Source organism: Streptomyces sp. NPDC006510 (genome assembly GCF_040611955.1).
Taxonomy (GTDB): Bacteria; Actinomycetota; Actinomycetes; order Streptomycetales; family Streptomycetaceae; genus Streptomyces.
This window is the reverse complement of the sequence record NZ_JBEXPH010000167.1, coordinates 1-17,927: the sequence shown is the minus strand read 5'-3', so window position 1 is coordinate 17,927 and position 17,927 is coordinate 1. Positions and strand designations below refer to the sequence as shown.

The 17,927-nt window shown below is 68.2% G+C and carries 17 protein-coding genes and 7 pseudogenes; 12 read left to right on the top strand and 12 right to left on the bottom strand.

Features of this window, described 5'->3' with window-relative positions; genetic code table 11:
* Positions 1-131: 131 nt before the first annotated feature.
* The 5 genes and pseudogenes from ABZY11_RS34200 to ABZY11_RS34180 form a co-directional block, all read right to left on the bottom strand.
* On the bottom strand, positions 132-602 hold the full coding sequence (locus ABZY11_RS34200) for an IPT/TIG domain-containing protein (protein ID WP_356482892.1): 471 nt from the start codon (positions 600-602) through the stop codon (positions 132-134).
* A 129-nt stretch (positions 603-731) separates the two neighbouring features.
* Positions 732-923: pseudogene (locus tag ABZY11_RS34195) on the bottom strand (IPT/TIG domain-containing protein); the annotation flags it as partial.
* Between the two features lie 519 nt (positions 924-1,442).
* A pseudogene (locus ABZY11_RS34190) lies at positions 1,443-1,562 on the bottom strand (IS6 family transposase); the annotation flags it as partial.
* A gap of 116 nt (positions 1,563-1,678) precedes the next feature.
* Positions 1,679-1,984, bottom strand: coding sequence for a transposase (locus ABZY11_RS34185; protein WP_356482891.1), 306 nt, complete (start codon positions 1,982-1,984; stop codon positions 1,679-1,681).
* A gap of 256 nt (positions 1,985-2,240) precedes the next feature.
* Entirely contained in the window at positions 2,241-3,287 is a 1,047-nt protein-coding gene (locus tag ABZY11_RS34180) for an Lrp/AsnC family transcriptional regulator (protein WP_356482890.1), read from the bottom strand.
* Between the two features lie 103 nt (positions 3,288-3,390).
* Between ABZY11_RS34180 and ABZY11_RS34175 the strand changes: the two genes are divergently transcribed.
* The 3 genes from ABZY11_RS34175 to ABZY11_RS34165 are packed head-to-tail and all read left to right on the top strand — an operon-like array spanning position 3,391 to position 7,021.
* Positions 3,391-3,615, top strand: a complete 225-nt coding sequence (locus ABZY11_RS34175; RefSeq protein ID WP_356482889.1) for a hypothetical protein — start codon at positions 3,391-3,393, stop codon at positions 3,613-3,615.
* Positions 3,612-5,084: a sodium:solute symporter family protein gene (locus tag ABZY11_RS34170; RefSeq protein WP_356482888.1), complete on the top strand. Its 1,473-nt coding sequence runs from the start codon at positions 3,612-3,614 to the stop codon at positions 5,082-5,084. Before ABZY11_RS34175 ends, ABZY11_RS34170 begins: the two co-directional genes overlap by 4 nt.
* A complete protein-coding gene (locus ABZY11_RS34165) occupies positions 5,081-7,021 on the top strand; it encodes an amidohydrolase (protein WP_356482887.1) in 1,941 nt (646 codons plus the stop codon). Before ABZY11_RS34170 ends, ABZY11_RS34165 begins: the two co-directional genes overlap by 4 nt.
* A 13-nt stretch (positions 7,022-7,034) precedes the next feature.
* Here the strand turns inward: ABZY11_RS34165 and ABZY11_RS34160 are convergent.
* Positions 7,035-7,387: pseudogene (locus ABZY11_RS34160) on the bottom strand (ISAzo13 family transposase); the annotation flags it as partial.
* Between the two features lie 231 nt (positions 7,388-7,618).
* On the opposite strand from ABZY11_RS34160, the gene ABZY11_RS34155 reads away from it, so the two are divergent.
* Positions 7,619-8,812, top strand: coding sequence for a WD40 repeat domain-containing protein (locus ABZY11_RS34155; protein ID WP_356482886.1), 1,194 nt, complete (start codon positions 7,619-7,621; stop codon positions 8,810-8,812).
* Between the two features lie 55 nt (positions 8,813-8,867).
* On the opposite strand, the gene ABZY11_RS34150 is transcribed toward ABZY11_RS34155, so the two are convergent.
* Entirely contained in the window at positions 8,868-9,710 is an 843-nt protein-coding gene (locus ABZY11_RS34150) for an IS5 family transposase (RefSeq protein WP_356482885.1), read from the bottom strand.
* 386 nt (positions 9,711-10,096) lie between these two features.
* Here ABZY11_RS34150 and ABZY11_RS34145 point away from each other — a divergent pair, with 386 nt between their 5' ends.
* A complete protein-coding gene (locus tag ABZY11_RS34145; protein ID WP_356482884.1) occupies positions 10,097-11,047 on the top strand; it encodes an SDR family NAD(P)-dependent oxidoreductase in 951 nt (316 codons plus the stop codon).
* 193 nt (positions 11,048-11,240) lie between these two features.
* A pseudogene (locus tag ABZY11_RS34140) lies at positions 11,241-11,414 on the top strand (transposase); the annotation flags it as partial.
* 5 nt (positions 11,415-11,419) lie between these two features.
* On the opposite strand, the pseudogene ABZY11_RS34135 reads toward ABZY11_RS34140, so the two are convergent.
* The 3 genes and pseudogenes from ABZY11_RS34135 to ABZY11_RS34125 all read right to left on the bottom strand — a co-directional run.
* Positions 11,420-11,592: pseudogene (locus ABZY11_RS34135) on the bottom strand (DUF664 domain-containing protein); the annotation flags it as partial.
* 221 nt (positions 11,593-11,813) lie between these two features.
* The gene (locus ABZY11_RS34130) at positions 11,814-13,034 is read right to left on the bottom strand and encodes an FAD-dependent monooxygenase (protein WP_356482883.1); all 1,221 of its coding nucleotides are present in this window, start codon (positions 13,032-13,034) and stop codon (positions 11,814-11,816) included.
* Entirely contained in the window at positions 13,031-14,428 is a 1,398-nt protein-coding gene (locus ABZY11_RS34125) for an MFS transporter (RefSeq protein ID WP_356482882.1), read from the bottom strand. The genes ABZY11_RS34130 and ABZY11_RS34125 overlap by 4 nt, the downstream gene beginning before the upstream one ends.
* Before the next feature lie 102 nt (positions 14,429-14,530).
* On the opposite strand from ABZY11_RS34125, the gene ABZY11_RS34120 reads away from it, so the two are divergent.
* From ABZY11_RS34120 to ABZY11_RS34110, 3 genes are all read left to right on the top strand, one after another.
* On the top strand, positions 14,531-15,175 hold the full coding sequence (locus tag ABZY11_RS34120) for a TetR/AcrR family transcriptional regulator (protein ID WP_356482881.1): 645 nt from the start codon (positions 14,531-14,533) through the stop codon (positions 15,173-15,175).
* Between the two features lie 108 nt (positions 15,176-15,283).
* Complete coding sequence (locus ABZY11_RS34115) at positions 15,284-15,481, top strand: DUF6247 family protein (protein WP_356482880.1); 198 nt, start codon at positions 15,284-15,286, stop codon at positions 15,479-15,481.
* Positions 15,478-15,756, top strand: coding sequence for a hypothetical protein (locus tag ABZY11_RS34110; protein ID WP_356482879.1), 279 nt, complete (start codon positions 15,478-15,480; stop codon positions 15,754-15,756). Before ABZY11_RS34115 ends, ABZY11_RS34110 begins: the two co-directional genes overlap by 4 nt.
* 19 nt (positions 15,757-15,775) lie before the next feature.
* Here the strand turns inward: ABZY11_RS34110 and ABZY11_RS34105 are convergent.
* Positions 15,776-16,055 (bottom strand): annotated as a pseudogene (locus ABZY11_RS34105) (integrase core domain-containing protein); the annotation flags it as partial.
* Positions 16,056-16,102: 47 nt separating this feature from the next.
* Positions 16,103-16,231, bottom strand: a pseudogene (locus ABZY11_RS34100) (transposase); the annotation flags it as partial.
* On the opposite strand from ABZY11_RS34100, the gene ABZY11_RS34095 reads away from it, so the two are divergent.
* The 3 genes from ABZY11_RS34095 to ABZY11_RS34085 all read left to right on the top strand — a co-directional run bounded on the left by ABZY11_RS34095 (position 16,223) and on the right by ABZY11_RS34085 (position 17,557).
* Entirely contained in the window at positions 16,223-16,645 is a 423-nt protein-coding gene (locus ABZY11_RS34095) for a hypothetical protein (protein WP_356482878.1), read from the top strand. The pseudogene ABZY11_RS34100 and the gene ABZY11_RS34095 sit on opposite strands and share 9 nt — an antisense overlap.
* Positions 16,642-17,067 (top strand): DUF6262 family protein, encoded by a 426-nt coding sequence (locus ABZY11_RS34090; RefSeq protein WP_356482877.1) that lies wholly within the window; start codon positions 16,642-16,644, stop codon positions 17,065-17,067. The genes ABZY11_RS34095 and ABZY11_RS34090 overlap by 4 nt, the downstream gene beginning before the upstream one ends.
* A gap of 112 nt (positions 17,068-17,179) precedes the next feature.
* A complete protein-coding gene (locus tag ABZY11_RS34085; protein ID WP_356482876.1) occupies positions 17,180-17,557 on the top strand; it encodes a VOC family protein in 378 nt (125 codons plus the stop codon).
* The last annotated feature ends 370 nt before the right edge of the window (positions 17,558-17,927 follow it).

The window sequence follows — 17,927 nt, the reverse complement described above, 5'->3', positions numbered from 1 at the left end:
GGCAACGCCCCGTGACCTGGCCGACGATCGTCGGCCAGGTCACGGGGCGTTGCCGCCCATCCGCGCCACGTTCTGCGGACGGACCGCGACTTGGTGATCGTGCCGTCGGGGTGCCCGGTTGTCCCCGACGATCAGGTGATGGTGAAGGCCTGGGCGTTGGAATTGCCGCCACAGGTGTGGACCGTGATGGTTCCGGCCCCGGTGGCGAGTCCGCCGGGCACGGTGGCGGCGAGCTGGGTGTCGCTGATAGGCGTGAAGACCGCGGTGGCGGTGGCGGTGGCACTGTCGGTGAAGGTGACGGTGTCGACGTTGACGAAACCGGTTCCGTTGACGGTGATCTGGTCCCCCGTCGTACCCGATGTGGGAAGCACCGAGGTGATGGCCGGCGTGAGGTAGTAGTCGATCTGGGTGGTGCCCGAGGTGCTGGTACCGCCGGCGGTGGTGATGGTCACCGGCTGGGTCGACACCGTACCGACCTGGCCCGGGTTGGTCGGCGCGGTGAAGGTGACCTGGCTCGACTGGGTGGGGGTGACCGCTACGTTGCCGACGGTGCCCACCCCCACCTGCGTTCCGGAGAGGAAGTTGGTGCCGAACAGCGTCACCGAGCCGCCCGAGGCGGCCGGCACACAGGTGACGCTCAGCCCTGTGGTGGTCGGCGTGGCGATGATGAAGAACGGTAGCGCGTTGCTGGTGACGCCGGCGCTGCTGGTGACGCTGACCGAAACCTGGCCGGAGCACGGCGCCGCGCTGGGCACCACGAAAGTGACCAGTGTGGCGGTGACGCTTGCCGGGGTGACCGCCGCCGAACCGAAGTTCACCCTCGTGGTGGTGGACAGACCGGTTCCGTTGATCTGGACGGTGTTCCCTGGCCTGCCTTGGTTCGTGGTGGTCGTCGTGTCCACCAACGAAGTGATGGTTGCCATGATCTTTCTCCTTCGGACGTACCGCTCTGCCTGGGTGCGCAACCGCATGGGATGTCCCAGTGGGCAGTGGGGCGAGAAGGACATGTGAAGACCCGTCGCCTTCAGGGCGCCTGGGCGGGTCGTCCTAGGTGAAGCGACGCGGCTCCACATCACGGGGCGCCGTAATTCTCGCTTGCCACGATTTAAGCGATCGAAATAAAAGCGCGGTAGGTGCAATTGATGCATTGGGGAATTCATATGAACATAGGATTAAAGACTGCCTAGGCGACTTGTACTACCGTCGTGCGCCCCTCCCGGGGCACTGTCAGGTTGAGTGGGGCGTCGGGGCGTCGGGGCGTCGGGGCGTCGGGGTGCGTGGACGTGCCTGGCCGGGGTGGTGGCGTCTGGTTCAGGTCGCGGTGGATAGAACGACGGTGCGGGTGATCCGGTCCCAGATCGCGAAGCGGTGATCATTTTGGTGTGGTGAGTGGTCATGAGGTGGCGGCGGGGTCGGAAGTGAGGTGAGATGCCGCTGACCGAGGCCAGGAACCGTTGCGCCGCGCCGACGGATCGGAACCCTTTCATGGCGCGTTCGCGTTGCCGGGTCGGTTAATGGGGGTTCTCGGCCCGGTTGTTCAGCCCCTTGTGACTCCGGTGCTCACCGACACGGCAGCCGTAGCTACTGAATTTGAATGTGTGATGTCGGTCTGATTGTGCTCAAGCGTCCATGGCCAGGTCAGTGCCCGCGAGGCAGCCGTTGATCAGTCGACGGCTCCTCACCAGCGGGTCTCCCTTGCGAAATACCGAAATACCGGGCCGCCTTGCGGAGGACGTCGCGTTCCTCCTCCAGCGCGCGGATCCTGCGCCGAGCCGCGGCCGGCTCCGCCTCGACCCGTGTTCCCGCCCGCCGCCGGAGGCGTCGTGTGGGGGCCGGAACGCCGCCCGTCAGCGGCCCGGACCCAGTTCCGAAGCGTCTCGGTGTACACCCCGAGATCAGTGGCGACCGACTTGAACGTCGCTCCCGGCCGCGACCGGTACAACGCGACCGCGTCCGCATTGAACTCGGCGGGATAGTGCTTCATCCCCACGAGGACTCCGTTCTCCCGGGCCGTCAAGATCCAAGTGTCTCCGGTGTCCAGGATCCGGGGTCAGGGCCCCCGTGCCGGTTGCTGTCCCTGCAGAACACAACCCTGGTTTTGTCCGCATGCAGCTCCAGCCCGACCTCGCGCATCCGCCACTGGAGAGCCGCGAGTACATGGTGTGCCCAGCAGCCGGGCCATGACGAGGTCGGCCGATGCCTTTCCGAAAGCGACGGGCGACCGCTGCCGGTTCCGCCGCTCACGCCCACATGTCCATCGGCACAAAACCCGTGTTCCGGCCTTCGGCGTCGAGCAAGTGCCCCATCCGTTTGGGGTTGGCCAGCGTCAACCGTCGGTCCTCGATGGTGAGTTCGGGAAAACGCTCGGCAAGGTGGGCCTCCAGGCGGCGGGTGTCCGGGACGGAACGGACCCATGCGGTGATCAGCAGGCTGTGCCGGGCGGCGATCGCGGCGCACAGACGGACTTCGCTCGCCGCCGCGATCGACGCGCCCACGCGGGCGAGATCCGCGCTGGGGACGTTCGCGAGGTAGTGCACGAACACCGGGAAACCCGAGACGCTGTGGGCGATTTCGCAGCGGGGCACGAGGCTGCCCTCGCGCAGCAGCCGGGTCACGCGGCGGCGTACGGTCGACTCGCTCATGCCCGTGAGCTCGGCGAGTTCGCCGTAGCCGAGCCGCCCGTCCTTGCCGAGCGCGAGCAGCAGCGGGCGGTCCTCCGGCGTCAGCGTCGCGGCGCCGGAGGATGCCGTGTCGTCCGCCGGGCGCAGCAGGCCGCGTTGGCCGGGGTCCAGGGAGCGCAGGTCCCAGCGGCTGCCCTCGGTGAACAGGTGGGTGGCGATCATGCTGCGGGTGGCCGTCACGCCTTCCTGGGCGCCGATGGCGTCGACGGCCAGGCGGGACAGCGCCGTGAGGTCGGCGACCATGACCGTGAGGAAGAGGTCGGTGCCGCCGGACACGTGCTCGATGCCGGTGATGCGGGGGTCGTGGACCAGGCGCTCGGTTACCGCGGGAACCTGTGACGGCACGCAGTCGACTTCCACGAACGCCGCGCAGTTGACCTGCTGGACGAACGGGCCGCCGTACGTGGTCACCCACGCCAGGCCGCGCGAGCGCAGCCGCTCCCAGCGGCGGGCGGCGGTGACCGCGCTGATGCCCAGGGCCTGCCCGACGAGGGTCCACGATGCCCGCGGTGCGGCCTGGAGGGCGTTGACCAGGGCCAGATCGGTCTCGTCCAGAGGGTTCGGGCGGGGCGGGCCGGTGGTCGGTGATTCGGCGAAATGCTTCATATTTCGACTCTGCATGAATCTTCTCGACAGATTTTGGTTGATCCTACCCGGGAAGTTTCATGCTCCAAGGGTTCGCGAGAAACGACGACCCTGGGAGCGGTTCATGCGTGTCGCAGTATTCCTGCTACTCGTGCCCGTTGCGGCACTGTTGTCGACGGCGTGGCTGCCGTTCGTCAACGCCCCGCATGTCTGGCTCGGCATGCCGTCGATCCTGACCTGGAGCGTGGGCTGGGTGGTGGCCCTCACCCCGGCACTCGGCTACGTCGAGTATCAGCGCGGCCGCGTCGAGCGCCGGCGTGAGCACCTCCGGAACGGAGGCGGCCGATGAGCGCCACACTGATCGTGTCCGCCGTGGGCATGCTGCTGATTGCCGCGCTCGGCGTGCTCGGCCGCCGCAAGCCCGCGGCCAGTCTGGAGGAGTGGACGGTCGGCGGGCGCCGGTTCGGTGCGGTCACCACGTGGTTCCTCCAGGCGGGCGAGGTGTACACGACGTTCACCTTCCTCGGGCTGGCCGGGCTTGCCTACGCGTCGGGCGTGGGGGTCGCCTACGCGCTGCCGTATCTCCCGCTGGCCTACGTCGGCCTGTACGTGATCGCGCCGCTCGTCTGGCGCCTCGGCAGGGACCGCGGCTACCTGACGCAGGGCGATTTCTTCGCCGACCGCTACGGCAGCCAGGCCCTCGGCACGCTCACTGCGGTGCTCGGCGTACTGTTCCTGCTGCCGTACCTCCAGCTCCAGATCACCGGCCTCGGCCTGGTCGTCGAGCTGGCCACGGGCAACAGCGGCTCCGGCACCGCGAGCATGATCGCCGCGTCGGTCCTCATCACCGCGTTCGTGCTGTGGTCGGGCATCGGCGGGGTGGCGCGGGCGGCGTACCTCAAGGACGCACTCATGGTGCTCGTCCTGGTCGTGCTGGCGGTCGCCATTCCCGCGCACTTCGCGGGCGGCATCGGCGACGTCAGCCGTCAGCTCGCCGACACACACGCGGCCAAGCTCTCCATCCACGACGGGCCGTTCGACCGCACATGGTTCTTCACCAGCATGGTGACGAGCCTGCTGAGCGTCATGTTCATGACCATGCCGCAGAGCTGGCCCGCGGTGCTGTCCGCCAAGGACGAGAAGGCACTTCGGCACAACAGCATCTGGATCCCGTTCTACAGCGCGAGCCAGGCGATCCCGATGCTCGTCGGCTTCACCGGCATCCTCGTCGCCGGTGCGGCTTCCGGCGGCCCGAACGGTGTGCTCCTGCACCTCACGAACGGCGCGCTGCCCGGCTGGCTGGTCGGTGTCGTCGTCACCGCCGCCGCGGCGTGCGCGATGGTGCCGTCCGCGGCGATCGTCCTGGGCATGTCGTCGATGGTCGCCCAAAACGTCGTCCGCACGCGCACCGAGCGGTCGGGACTGTTGGTGAACCACGCCACGGTGATCGGAGCGGTCGCGTTGGCGCTGGTGCTGGGCGTCAAGCGGCCGGACGCGCTGGCGAACCTGCTGCTCCTCACCTACGCCGGACTGGCGCAGATGGCGCCGGGCCTGCTGTACGCGCTGAAGGGGCACCGCCCGTTCGCCCGCGCGTGGTCCGTCGCGGCCGGGATCATCGCGGGGGAGGCGGTCGTGATCTGGCTGACCTTCGGCAACGACGGCCACGCGGTCGACGTCGGCAACGTGAACGCCGGCCTCATCGGAATCGGGGTCAACCTTGCCGTCGGGATCCTCGTCGAGGTGGTGTTCCGGCTGGCGGGATCCGCGCGCCCCGAGGCCCCGGCGACGATACGCCCGGTGAAGGAGACTGCGGCGTGAGTGCGGGAAGGGACGGCGGCCCGCTTGGCGCGTCGAACGGCACGCCCTCCGCGCGTACGGCCGACCGGGCGGCGGAGGAACCCGATCCGTACAAGGCCGACGCTGCGGACGTGGCCGACGGGGCGAAGGAACAAATCAACGAAGAGATCGATGACGGGCGAGGCAACGACATGAACACGGGCGACACGTCCACCGCGGGATCCCGCGCACAGATCGCGGGACTGGGCGCACCGGCCGTAAGCTCGGGCGCACTGATCGCGGGGTCCGGTGCCCCGACCGCGGGATCCTGCTCCGAACAGCCGCGGGTGCAGATATTCCGGGCGCGCCGGATCATCACGCTCGCCGGGTCCGGCGGAGGGCCGAACGCCGACGCCGACCCGCGCGCCGAAACGGAGGCGCTCGCGACCCTCGGGGACCGCATCGTGGCCGCGGGGGACTGGGACGAGCTGCGCTCCCGCTTCCCGGACGCCGAACGGGTCGATCTCGGCGAGGCCGTCGTCGTTCCCGGTCTCAACGACGCGCACTGCCACCCCGCCGTGCTTGCCGACACCCGTCTGCGGGTCTCCCTGACCGCGAACGCCATGTCCGCGGCCGGTGGTTCGCGCGGCCCGCTGGCGGAACGCGCGCAGGCCACCGCAGCCGGCCGCTGGGTCGTCGCCGAGGGCTACGACCCCGCGGCCGACCCGCAAGGCAGGCTCAATCGCGCCGCTTTGGACGCGGTGTCGCGCGAACACCCCATCATCGCCGTGCACTTCTCGTGCCACATGGCCGTCGCAAACACCCGGGCCCTCGAACTCGCCGGCTACCGCGACACCGACGACGACCCGTCCGGCGGCACGCTCGGGCGCGACACCGACGGCCGGCTCGACGGCTGGATGTACGAAGGAGCCTGGTTCGACCAGTGGTACCGCCCCAGCGGAATCCCCGAACTGCTCGGTGAGTTCACCCTCGACGACCTGGTCCCGTCGTTCGCCGAGGTGTGCCGTGACTTCCACGCGGCGGGCATCACCTCCTGGTGCGACGCCCTGGTCTCGCCCCGCGAGCTGAGGCTCTACCAGGAGGCGGCGCGGCGCGGCGTCCTCACCGCGCGCGTGGGCATGTTGGTGTGGCACCGGTACTTCGAGGACCTGGCGCGGGTCGGCCTGCGTTCCGGCTTCGGCGACGAACACCTGCGCCTGGTCGGCGTCAAGCTGATGATCGACGGGGCGCTGGCGGGCGGTACGTGTTTGTGCCGCCTGCCGTACCCCAGCCAGACGGGCGCCGACAACGGCATCCAGGTCATGACGGACGAGGAGTTCGCCGCGACGGTACGCGCCGTCCACAGCACGGGCAGCCGTGTGGCGGTGCACGCGAACGGCGACCTGGCGGTGGGCAAGGTGCTCGACGCCATCGAGGCGGCCCGCGCGGACGATCCGGCGTACGCCGGGACCAACCACCGCATCGAGCACTGCAGCCTCGTCGACGACGACCTGGTCGCCCGGATCGCCGCCGCCGGGGTGACTCCCGTGCCGTTCGGGGCCTTCCTGCACGAGCACGGCGGTAAACTGCGCGGCTACTACGGAGACGAGCGCGCCGCGGCGGCGTGCGCCCATCGGAAGTTCCTGGACGCGGGCATCCGCGTCGGCGGATCCTCGGACCATCCCGCCGGACCGCTCCCGCCGCTGCTGGCGATCCGCACGATGGTGACGCGCACCACCGGCGACGGCGAAGTCCTCGGCCCCGAACAGCGGGTGACCGCACGCGAGGCCCTGGAGGTCTACACGTCCGGTTCCGCGCACGCCACTGGGGAAGCACACCTCAAAGGCCGCCTCGCACCTGGCATGCTCGCCGACTTCACCGTCCTCGGCGACGACCTCCTGACCGTCGCCCCCGAACGCATCGCCGACATCCCCATCCTCTCGACCTGGGTAGGTGCCCAACGCGTATGGCAGGCCTAGGGATCGCAGATAATCAACATGCTGATTCGATCGCCGTGGGGCTGCTGTTCGCGAGGAACGCGGTGACGTCAGCGGGCATCCGGAACCTGGCTGTAGCGGGTGGAATCGTGTAGCCGTGCTCGGCCAGGAGGGGCTGGACTTGGCGAACGGCCCTGGTGAGGGCGCTGCCGTTGACTCCGAAGAGCTGGGCGGGCAGGTCTCGGGTGCCGGGTTTGCGCAGGTGGAGCACGGTGGCCAGGACCCTGTCGGCGGTGGCCGACTTGTCCTTGGCCCCTGCACCGCGAGCACGGATGCGTTCGCCTCCTCCTGATGGAGCCGTCCTTGCTCACATAACTCGTCCCGTTTCTGGGCCAGTTGGCCGACTAATATCCCGCGCGGAATGGTGGGGGCAGTGGCGGGCTGCGGGTCTGGAGGCGGGTTATGTCCGCTGAGGTTGCCGGGGGTTCTTGAGTGACGTTACGTAATCGGGCACGTAATTGTGTGGTGGAGGTTTCAGGTTGGGGGTGGTATGTCGGCGGGGGGCTGATTGGATGCGGATATGTCTGATGATCTGCGGGTGACGGGGGCGAGGCTGTGTTTGCGGGTGCGGATGAGCGGTTGGCGGATCCGGGGTTTCTGGTGCATGCCGATCCGGGGGAGGTGCTGGGGCTGGTAAACGCGGCCACGGGGCCGGCGGCGCGGTTGGTGGGGGCGGTGTACGGGGCGTCGGCGCATCTGCACCGCGCTGCGGGGGCGGGGGTACGGCGGCAGTTGCTGGCGTTGGACGCCGCCCGGTACGGGGACCGGGAGCTGGCGGCGCGTATCACCGCTGTGCCGGTCGCAAACGAACCTGCCGCGCAGTGGGGCGTGGAGTGGGCGACTGGCACCCGACTCGAACGCCAGCTCCAGAATATTGTGACCGGGCACACTGGTCGGGTGCGGGCGGTGGCGACGTCTGCGGTGGCGGGCCGCCCTGTTGCCGTCACCGGCAGCGACGACAAGACAGTGCGAGTGTGGGACCTGGCCACTGGCGAGTCTCTCGGTGAGCCGTTCCTCCACGGCGGCGCGGTTCTGGCTGTAGCGGTGGGGGTGGTCAAAGGTCTCCCCGTTGCCGTAACCGGCAGTGAGGACGGGGCGGTGCGGGTGTGGGACGTGGCCACCGGAGAGCCTTTCTGTGAGCCCCTCATCGGCCACACCGGCAAGGTGGAGGCTGTGACGGTGGTGAACGGGACCATGCTCGCTGTGACCGGCAGCGCCGAAGACGAGACGGTCCTGGTGTGGGATCTGGTCACTGGTGAGGAGCTTGACGGGCTCTTCGCCGGTCATGACGACTGGGTGCATGCGGTGGCGGTGACGGTGTCAGATGGCCACGTTCTGGCTGTCACTGGAGGTGATGACGGGACTGCGCGGGTGTGGGGGTGGGATATGGGTGCCTCTTGGGAGGCGGGCGAGCTCCTCACTGGCCACGGCGGCCCGGTGCGTGCGGTAGCGGTGGCGGACGGCAGCGGTCTCGCTGTCACCGGCGGCGACGACGGGTCGGTGCGGGTGTGGGATGTGGCCACGGGTGGGCAGATCGGTGAGTTCCTGAGCGGCCACCCCGTCGGGGTGCTTGGGTTGCCGGAGGTGGACGGCGAGGCTCGCGTGATCACTGGCAGTGGAGATGGGGTGGTGCGGATGTGGGACCTGGCCACCGGCGAGCCGATCGGGCCGGAGCTGCTGTTTCCGTCGTCTGTCCGTGCGGTGGCTGTTGGCCCGGACGGTCGGCTGGTGGTGGGGTTCGGCAGTGAAGTGGCGGTACTGGCCCGCCGTTGACCAGGCCGGGATAGCTCCGGAGGGTGTGGGCGTCTGCAAGGTGTGATGCCGGTGTTCAGGGACAGCGGCGCGGCCGGTGGTCCCAGCGGTGGGTGGTCCATGCCCGGCGGGTCAGGCTGCGTACGGTGATGAGGGTGTCGGCGAGGTCGAAGAACGCGTTGATGACGGTGGCCCGGCGCTCGTGGCAGCGGGCCAGGCGCTGGAAGGCGTTCTGCCAGGCATGGGTGCGCTCCACGTGCCACCTCTGAGTGGCCTGGATGGGCGCCTTCTCGCCCTTGTGCGCGATCCGGCCGTGCAGTCCGCGTGCATCGAGCAGGGCGCGGGTCTTGTCGGAGGCGTAGCCGGCGTCCAGGTGCACGTTGATGTCCTGAGGCAGGGGTTTCAGGTCGTCCAGCAGGTCCAGTGTCGGGGCGAGCAGCGGGGAGTCATGGCGGTTGGCTCCGGCCAGCACGCGGCCAGGAGGAATGCCGTAACCATCCGTCATGCTGGAGCGTTTCAGCCCCTGTTTACCGCGGTCGACCGGAGAACGCCCTGCAACCACACCACCACCAGGCGCCTTGGTGATGCAGCCGTCCACAGCAATCTGGTCCAGGATGAGGCCGACGATGCGATCGTAGGAGCTGAGTGCAATCTGCTTGAGTCTGGCGAAGACACCCAGGCGTATCCATTCGTCGCGACGGCTGCGGATTGTGGTGGCCGAGCACGTTGTGTCGGCGATTGCCTCGTAAGAACAGCTGAAGCGCAGCAGTTGCAGCATCTTGTCGAAGACGATCCGGTCGCTGATGCGCCTGCGGTGGCAGCCGAGCGGATGGGCCGGGTGGTATTCCGGCCGCGCGGGCAACAGGACCACGAACTGCTCCCAGAGCGGTTCGGTCAGCCACGACGGCAGCACAGGCACAGGTCTCCTCAGCGATCACAGAGCGTCGCAACTCCATGATCACCAAGACTTGCACCCGTTCCTGCCCCCTGGCCCAACCGTGCCTATCCGCGTGACCTCTGACTCGTCCAGCGCCGGTTGACAGTGCTGATCGCTGCGGCCTCAGCCTGACTTTCAACCTCCGGTGACTGAGCGGCCCGGTCGGCCTTTGAGTACTGCGGTTGGTCAACGTGGTGTTCACGGGCAGGCTGCGGCGAGGGGCCAGCACCGTGTTGGTGGGATGTCGGCCCTCTGACAGGACTTCCGGTGGTCTGTCGGCGATATGTCGGTGGCCGCTGGAACCATGAATGTCGAGTTGCCCGGCAAACAGCCGCAGCCTTCTTCACCAGCAAGGGAGTCCCGTCGCCATGTCGTCCGCATCCTCCACCCCGCCCTGGAGTGTCCAACGGCTGCCGCGTGCCGATGGCAGCGTCTTCCTGGTCACCGGCGGCAACGCCGGCATCGGGTACTTCGTCGCGGAGCAGTTGTCGGCAACCGGAGCGACCGTCGTACTCGGCAGCCGGAATCCTGCGAAGGCCGAGGACGCCACTGCTTCGATACGTGCGCGTGTTGCTGGTGCGCGGGTGCGGGCCGTACAGCTGGACCTCGCCGACCTCTCGTCGCTGCAAACGGTTGCGGAATCACTGGAGGTGGAACGCCTCGACGCGGTGGTCCACAATGCCGGCGTCGCGCTTGATGACCCGCCGCGCAAGGAGACCGGGGGCGGTCATGAGCTGATGTTCGGCACGAACCATCTTGGGCACTTTGCGTTGACCCGGTGGCTGATGCCGCTGCTGTCGGCTGCTCCAGCGGCCCGCGTCGTGACCATGGGTAGCTTCGCGGCAAAGTCCGAGCGGCTCGACCTGGACGACCTGCAGTCCCGGAAGGACTACCAGCCCAAGCGCACCTACGGACGCTCCAAGTTGGCTCAGATGTACTTCGGCGTCGAACTGTACCGCCGCCTGCGTGCTGTCGGCAGCACGGTGGCGAGTGTGGTGGTCCATCCCGGCGGCGCGCTGGACTCCCTCACCCCCTCACGGCCGCCGATCCATGTGCAGACGACCGGCGCACGGCTGAGCGCGGCACCTGCGGCTCTCCTCGTCCAGGGCAAGCATGCCGGCGCGTGGCCCGCGGTGCGGGCGGTGCTCGATCCGGCCGTGCTCGGGGGCCAGTTGTGGGGACCGCGCGTCTTCGGCCTGCGCGGCAAGCCCCGATGTGAACCGGTGTGGAACCACCTCGCCGAGGCCTCCGTCGCGGCGCAGTTGTGGGACGCAAGCTGTGACCTGACCGGCGTCGACCCCGGTGCCTTCCCCGGATAGTCCCAGGTGCACGCGCGCTGGCAGACAATCGTGCTCAGGTTTGTCCACCTGTGGTGCTCAAGTGCACCCCTGGCCTCGAACGATGCCCCGAACGTGATCGCTCGTACAGGGATTCCCAGGACGTGGACACGGCCTCCGGCTGACCCTGTGCTCCGACCAAAGAGGCACCTGACCAGTACGAAGGCCGTGGGAGATGAGTCGGCTGCATCACGGTGTCCGGCAAGAAGCCTTCGCGTGGATGTCACACTTCCGGGACGACTTCTTCGAGTGCCTGCCCATGCGCGGGGACGCGCTGTTCGAGCCGACCGACGCGTTGCTGTGCGCGGACGGGCCGGTGACCACACCGGTGGCCCTCACGCTGACGGCGCCGAAGTACCCCAGCTCCACGCCGGCGATGTGTTTGACCAGCCCCAGCAGGTTTGTGCCCGTGGGGGTCAGCGGGCGGCGGATGTCGTAGTCCGAGAGCCCGTCGAGCTTCCATAACAGGGCGTCACGCCGTCTTGCAGGTAACGGAGAAGGTCCGCTTTCGGATTCGGTTCGATCATGCCGGGCAGTCTTGTTGCCAGCACTGACAGCCGGGCTCTATGGGACAACGCGGGACGCTGCTTCACCCGTGAGGGGACGACCAGCCGTTTTCATCCTTGCCTCGGGCCGGAGCGCGGTCTGGTGACTACGGGCATGCCGAGGTCAGTGGGACCGTTCTGGCCGATGCTGCGGCCGCGTTCCAGGCTGCGATCGAAAGCGACAAGTCTCTCCTTGGCCGGGCTCACGTCGTGGACATGAATTCGGGCAGGGTGAGGGCCGAGTGGGCCGGTCGTTCCTCCGCGGAGGGCATGGCGCCGAGATTGCGCAGCATGGCGTTGCGCTGCTCCAGGGCCCGGGCGGTGGTCGGGAAGAGTGCGGCGTCGCCCTCGCCGACCTGCTCCTGGTTCAGGGTCACGAACTCACGGGTGTTGCGTTCGTAGGCAGCGAAGCCCGCGGCGTGGTCCCGGTCGGCCAGGGAACCGGCGAGCATGTACGCGCCGACGAGCGCGAGGCTGGAGCCCTGCCCGGTAAGGAACGAGGGCGCGTACGCGGCGTCGCCCACCAGCGCGACCCTGCCGCTGGACCAGCGGGGCATGCGAATCTGGCTGACCCCGTCGAAGAACAGGTCATCCGCGTCGCGCATGGCGGCAAGCATGCCCGGGACCTCCCATCCCGCGTCGGCGAAGACCGTGGCGACCAGGTCCCGTTGGGCTTCCGGGCTCCGGAACGCGTCGAACGGAGGTTCCGGGTGGGCGAAGTTCAGGAAGGCGTGCACTTCGTCGTTGTCCCCCACGGCGTAGAGTGCCGCGGCCCTGCCCGGGGTGTTCCACATCATGAGCTCGTGGGAGAGCCCGAAGGCGTTGCGCATGGTGAACCCGGCGAAGCAGTAGCCGAGGTACCGGTGGAACTGCGCTTCGGGGCCGAACAGGTACTCGCGGGTACGTGAGTGCAGACCGTCCGCACCGAACACCATGTCGAACGTACGCCTGCTGCCCCCGCGGAAGGTGACGTCGACCCCGTGGCCGGACTGGTCGAGGGTGTCGATGGAGTCGTTGAACAAGAATTCCACGTCGTCACGGACCGCCGTGTGGAGAGCGTCGGTCAGATCCCCGCGCCGCACCTCGATGTCCCGTCCCGCGACACCACCGGTGACCATGTGCGGGTCGACCGAGGCCACCTCGCTGCCGTCCCCGCCGAGGAAGGTCAGCCGCCGCAGGTCGATGTGCGCGTCCTTCAGCCGAGGCAGGATTCCCATCCTTCGGACGACCTCGAGTGCGGTGCCGCGTACGTCGATGGGGTAACCACCGCCACGAAGTGCGCCCGCTTTCTCGACCACCGTGACCGCGAATCCGTAGCGGTTCAGCCAGAACGCGAGGGCGGGCCCCGCGATGCTGGCCCCGGATATCAGGACCTTGCGCCTCGGCGTGGTGCGGATATCTCTCAACGGATCAATGCGGGTCATTCCTTGGCTCCTTTGCTCATGGTGCGGGTGACGAGGAGGGACAGCGCCGTGACGGCGCCGGCTATGACGAAGCCGGTGACGAAGGACGATTCGGCCGGGACATCGGACCCGGTAGGGGTACCGGCGGTGAGGATCGCACCACTGACCTGCACACCCACGGCGTAGCCGAGCACACGAGTCACCAGGACCAGGCTGGTGGCAATGCCGGTGTCACCTTGATCGACGGATGTGGCGGTGCTGGTCACCAACGCGGTGACGCACAGGCCGTTGGCAAGCGCGATCATCATCTTGCCGATGATGAGATGCCAGACCTCGGTGTGCACGACTGCCAGGGCGATCAGGGCGGCGGCCATGATGACGATCCCGGCGGTGACCACGGCACGCGAGCCGAAACGCCGCGCCCCGATCCCACCGATCGGCCCGGCCAGCGACGCGGCCACGGCGCCGGGCAGCAGGAAGAAGCCGATCTCGGTGGCGCCGGCCCCGAATCCGTAGTCGTCGGCGGACACCGCGAACAGCTGCGGGACGAGATAGACCGGCACCGAGGTACCGACGCAGATCACGAACGTCAGCACACACGACTTCCACACCGCAGGTCGTGCCAGCATGCGCAGATCGACCATCGGCGAGGCCGCACGACGCTGGGCGACTGTCCATCCGGTCGCGAAGGCGGCCAGAACCGCGATGAGGGCGCCGAGCACGAGTGGCTGCGAGCCGAGGTCGGGCGCCAGCGCGAGTACGAGCATGAGCGTGACCAGCGTCCCGCTCAAGAAAACCAGGCCGGGCCAGTCGACCCCGGCGCCGTCCGACCTGCCCGGCGGATCATGCGGCATCAGCCTGTTCACCAGGATGGTGGCCCCGATGACCGCGATCGTCGGCAGCGCGAACATCCAGTGTCGGGACAGCCCTTCGGCCACGGGCCCGGCCGACAGCGTTCCGGCCATCCCGCCCCCCACGAACAGCCCGCTGACCACCCCGATGGCCACCTTCGACTCTCCTGCGGGGAGGTGTTCGCGCACCAGGATGAACGACAGGGGCAGCGCGCCCACCATCGCACCCTGCAGTACCTGACCGAGCAACAGCACCGGCAGGTTCGGCGCCAGGGCCGACACCAGACCACCGGCACAGACCACCGCCATCAGCCGGATCAGGACCCGTTTCCCGCCGTAGCGGTCGCCTAACCTGCCCGCGACCGGTGTGACGAGCGCACCGGTGATGAGGAGCATGATGCTGAGTAACGCCCCTTCGGCGGGACTCATGTCCAGCTCGCGTTGCAGGAGCGGGAGCGTCGGCGTCACCACCGACTCCAAGGCACCGGTGGCGACTGCCAGCATGCCGAGGGCCCCGACAGCGGCCTTACCGATGCGGGCCGGGGAAACCAGAGTTGCGGTCATGGACGTCCTTTCCTCATTGCCGGGTCCGGCGCGGACACAGCGGCCCGCTATGAGTTCGAAACTACACTACACCGTGCAGTGTAGTTCGGTTAAGATGTGCCCATGCCGACCACAAAGACACCCACGAAGACACTGCGCGAGGGGTCCACGCGGAAGCGGGCCGCCATCCTCTCGGCGGCCCGGGAGCTGTTCCTCGCCGACGGCTTCGACCGGTCCAGCGTCGACGCGGTCGCCGCCCGGGCCGAGGTGTCCAAGCGGACGGTCTACGACTACTTCGGCGACAAACAGACGCTGCTGCAAGCAGTCGTCGACGCCGTCGGCGAGTCACTGATCACCACGATCCGGCGCACCCTCGACGACACCCTCACCGACCTCACAGAGGACGCCGAACTCGAGGACGCTCTGGTCACGTTCTCGATGCGCATCGCGACCGACATGCTCGGCTCAGCGGAGTACGCAACGCTGCAGCGACTGGTCCGGGCGGAATCCGGCCACCTGCCGCACCGGGGCTACAACTCCATGGCCGACACCCCCGACGAGGCACTCGCCGAGCGGTTCGCCGCCTTCGCCGCGGCCGGGCTGCTCGACGTCCCCGACCCCCGACTCGCGGCCGACCAGTTCATCGCGCTGACCTTCGGCGTCACGCTGGACAGGCTCGGTTCCGCGAATGCCGCGGAGGACACCCGCGTCCGGCCACTCATCGTCGAGGGAGTGCGGACCTTCCTCCGGGCCTACCGAACCATGTAGGAGGCTGGGGCAGCGCGAACACGCCCCGCCACGCTGCACGCCCCCGCCCCGGGAGCTCCGGCCGAACTGCTCGACCAGCTGCGCACCGACCAGCGCGCGGATCAGTGGGTGCCGGCCTTCGAGCGCGAGTGGGCCTCAGCGCTGGAGGTGCCCCGCAGTACGTTCTCCCTCACCGCGCTGTACGAGGTCGTCCAGGTCCGGCAGGCTCGCCTCGCCTCCGCCCCGGCGGTCGACGCATTCGTCGCCTCCGGCTACGACGACAGCGCGTTCGTCGACATGGCGGAGCTGCGGAGCAGGCGTCGATGACCGCACAGTCGTACGCGGTCCGCTTCTCCGCGCCGGCCGCGAAGGTCCTCGACGCCTTGCCCGAGCGCGCCGAAGAGGTCGTGTGGACGTCCTGGACGCTGCCGCGGCCGACCCGTGGGGCTTTCGCAGTGGACGCCGACGACCCCGAAGGCGAGGACGTGCGCCTCGCGTCTGTCGGCCAGCCGTCCCTCACCTACTGGATCAACAGACCCCTGCACCGCCTGTCCGTCCTGAACATCGTCTGGCTCGGACAGCCGCCTGGTGACGGGCCCTGACCCCGGATCTTGAACACGTCTATGCGGTTCTGGTCAGGGTAGTTGATGTTGTTTGGAAGGTGTTCTCGTAAGCGATCGGGGATCGCTGGCCGAGCCGGGAATGCGGGCGTCGGGTGTTGTATCGGGTCAGCCGGCGGAAGGCGTCGAGTCGGGCCTCACGCTCGCTCGACCAGCCCTTTCGGCCTTTCAACGTCTCCCCCCCCGAAGCTGGCGTTGAACGATTCGGCGGCGGCGTTGTCCGCGCTGGACCCGACCGCGCTCATGCTCTGCCGCACCCCAGCTGACCTGCAGACTTCAGCGCCGCAGCAGGTGCGGAGTGGGAGCCGGAGCGGCGTCCGTCGGCGGCCCGGATCCAATTGCGCAGCGTCTCGGTGTTCACTCCGAGGTCGGCGGCGACCGACTTGATCGTCGCTCCCGGACGAGACCGGTACAACGCGACTGCGTCCGCCTTGAACTCGGCGGGGTAGTGCTTCATCCCCACGGGGACTCCGTTCTCCTGGACCATCAAGATCCAAGTGTCTCCGGTGTCCAAAACCCGGGGTCAGGGCCCGGTGACGCCTGCCCCTGGAAGCTCAACTGCCACACCTGCGACAAGTTCGTCCTCTCCGGCGCGGACCTTGTCTACTGGCACTGCAAACGCGAGCAATGGCGCACGATCGCCGAAGGGGCTCCCGACTCGGCCACGGCCGACTACCTTCACAACCTCTTCGAGCCGACTGCCCGCGCGATCGATGGCCTGGAGAAGGCACTGGAGGCCGTCGGCCTGCTGGAGGATGCCCTCGCACTCGACCTGCGCAGGCCCCAGGACTTCTTCGGTCGGGTCTGGGCCACCGTCTTCCGGGCCCAGGACCTGGCCGACCACCAACTCGGCGGAGGTGAGGCAGCGTGACATCGACGCCCATCTCCACCGCGGCCGCCATCGCCGCCCGGCGTCGGCAGACCCAGGACAAGCTCGCCCAGGTCGAGAAGGCGCTCGGTCAACTCCGTCGCGAACGAGGCCGCCTCACCATCCGGGCAATCGCCGAGCGGGCCGGGGTGTCCGCCACGTTCCTCTATGAGAACACCGCCGCCCGCAGTCTGGTGAAGAACGCGGTCGTCGACAGCCGCAGCCGTCACGACCGCCGAGGCCAGGCCGAGCACGAGCGGATCGAGGCAACGTGCCGTGAACGCGCGCTCAACGCCGAGGCCGAGCTCACCCAGGAGCACCGCACGCTGCAAGAGCGACTCGAAGGCGCCCGATCGAACCTTCGTTTCGCCGACAAACGCATCGCCGACCTTGAGGTTCAACTCCTTGAACAGGGCGGGTCATGACCCTCGAACCCGAGCTCGCAGAGGATGCTTGGGCCTGAAGAGCGGCAGTACCACCCCGGGTGCTGCCGAAAAATAGATAGTCAGGGCCGACCACGCCTCCTACCGTTCCGCCATGCAGATCGTTGTGACGCTGGACTGTGTCGACACCGAAGCGCAAGCGAACTTCTGGCTTGCCGCGCTCGCCCCGCTGGACTACCGGCGCGGTTTCCACGGACCTCCCTACCTGAGCCTGGTCGGGCCCGCTCCTGCACCAACCCTTCTCCTGCAGCACGTCCCAGAACCAAAGCAGGGCAAGAACCGCATGCACCTTGACCTCGACTTTGGCACCGCTGACCTGGTGTCCGAGGTCAATCGCCTCGAACGGCTCGGCGCTGCGAGGCTCTCTGAAGAACTCAACGAACACGGCTTTCGCTGGATCGTCGTTGCCGACCCGGAGGGCAACGAGTTCTGCGTGTTCAATCCCCCGAGCAACACCAACGTTGCGGAGTAGTTACGGGCTCGGGCTGAGGTTTCACCATGGCCTGGGAAGCCGCCTGCGGCGGCTTCCCAGGCCGAAGCCTGTTCTCATCCGTCGAATTACCGCCCCTTGCAGAGTCGTCTGGGCCTCCAGCGGCAGTGTCCCGCCTTTCAAGACACTCACGAAGGAGCACTTGGGGCACCCCTACACCGAAGGAACTGCCTCCGGTCCACACCGACTGACCGACGCTGGTCGGCGAGGATGCCTCAACCACCTGATCGTCGCAATCCACAGGATCTGACAATTACCTCGTACAGGCTTGTACCGAGCAGGCGACACCACCCCCCACTGATGCTGAGGAAGATTCGATGCGCGTTCACAAGCTGACCTTCGCTGCCCTGGC

Bases quoted from the DNA above. Each gene is read 5' to 3' on its own strand.
- ABZY11_RS34110 (WP_356482879.1), top strand. From the start codon at position 15,478: ATGACCGCACAGTCGTACGCGGTCCGCTTCTCCGCGCCGGCCGCGAAG.
- ABZY11_RS34170 (WP_356482888.1), top strand. From the start codon at position 3,612: ATGAGCGCCACACTGATCGTGTCCGCCGTGGGCATGCTGCTGATTGCC.
- ABZY11_RS34175 (WP_356482889.1), top strand. From the start codon at position 3,391: ATGCGTGTCGCAGTATTCCTGCTACTCGTGCCCGTTGCGGCACTGTTG.
- ABZY11_RS34120 (WP_356482881.1), top strand. From the start codon at position 14,531: ATGCCGACCACAAAGACACCCACGAAGACACTGCGCGAGGGGTCCACG.
- ABZY11_RS34180 (WP_356482890.1), bottom strand. From the start codon at position 3,287: ATGAAGCATTTCGCCGAATCACCGACCACCGGCCCGCCCCGCCCGAAC.
- ABZY11_RS34145 (WP_356482884.1), top strand. From the start codon at position 10,097: ATGTCGTCCGCATCCTCCACCCCGCCCTGGAGTGTCCAACGGCTGCCG.
- ABZY11_RS34130 (WP_356482883.1), bottom strand. From the start codon at position 13,034: ATGACCCGCATTGATCCGTTGAGAGATATCCGCACCACGCCGAGGCGC.
- ABZY11_RS34185 (WP_356482891.1), bottom strand. From the start codon at position 1,984: ATGAAGCACTATCCCGCCGAGTTCAATGCGGACGCGGTCGCGTTGTAC.
- ABZY11_RS34085 (WP_356482876.1), top strand. From the start codon at position 17,180: ATGCAGATCGTTGTGACGCTGGACTGTGTCGACACCGAAGCGCAAGCG.
- ABZY11_RS34125 (WP_356482882.1), bottom strand. From the start codon at position 14,428: ATGACCGCAACTCTGGTTTCCCCGGCCCGCATCGGTAAGGCCGCTGTC.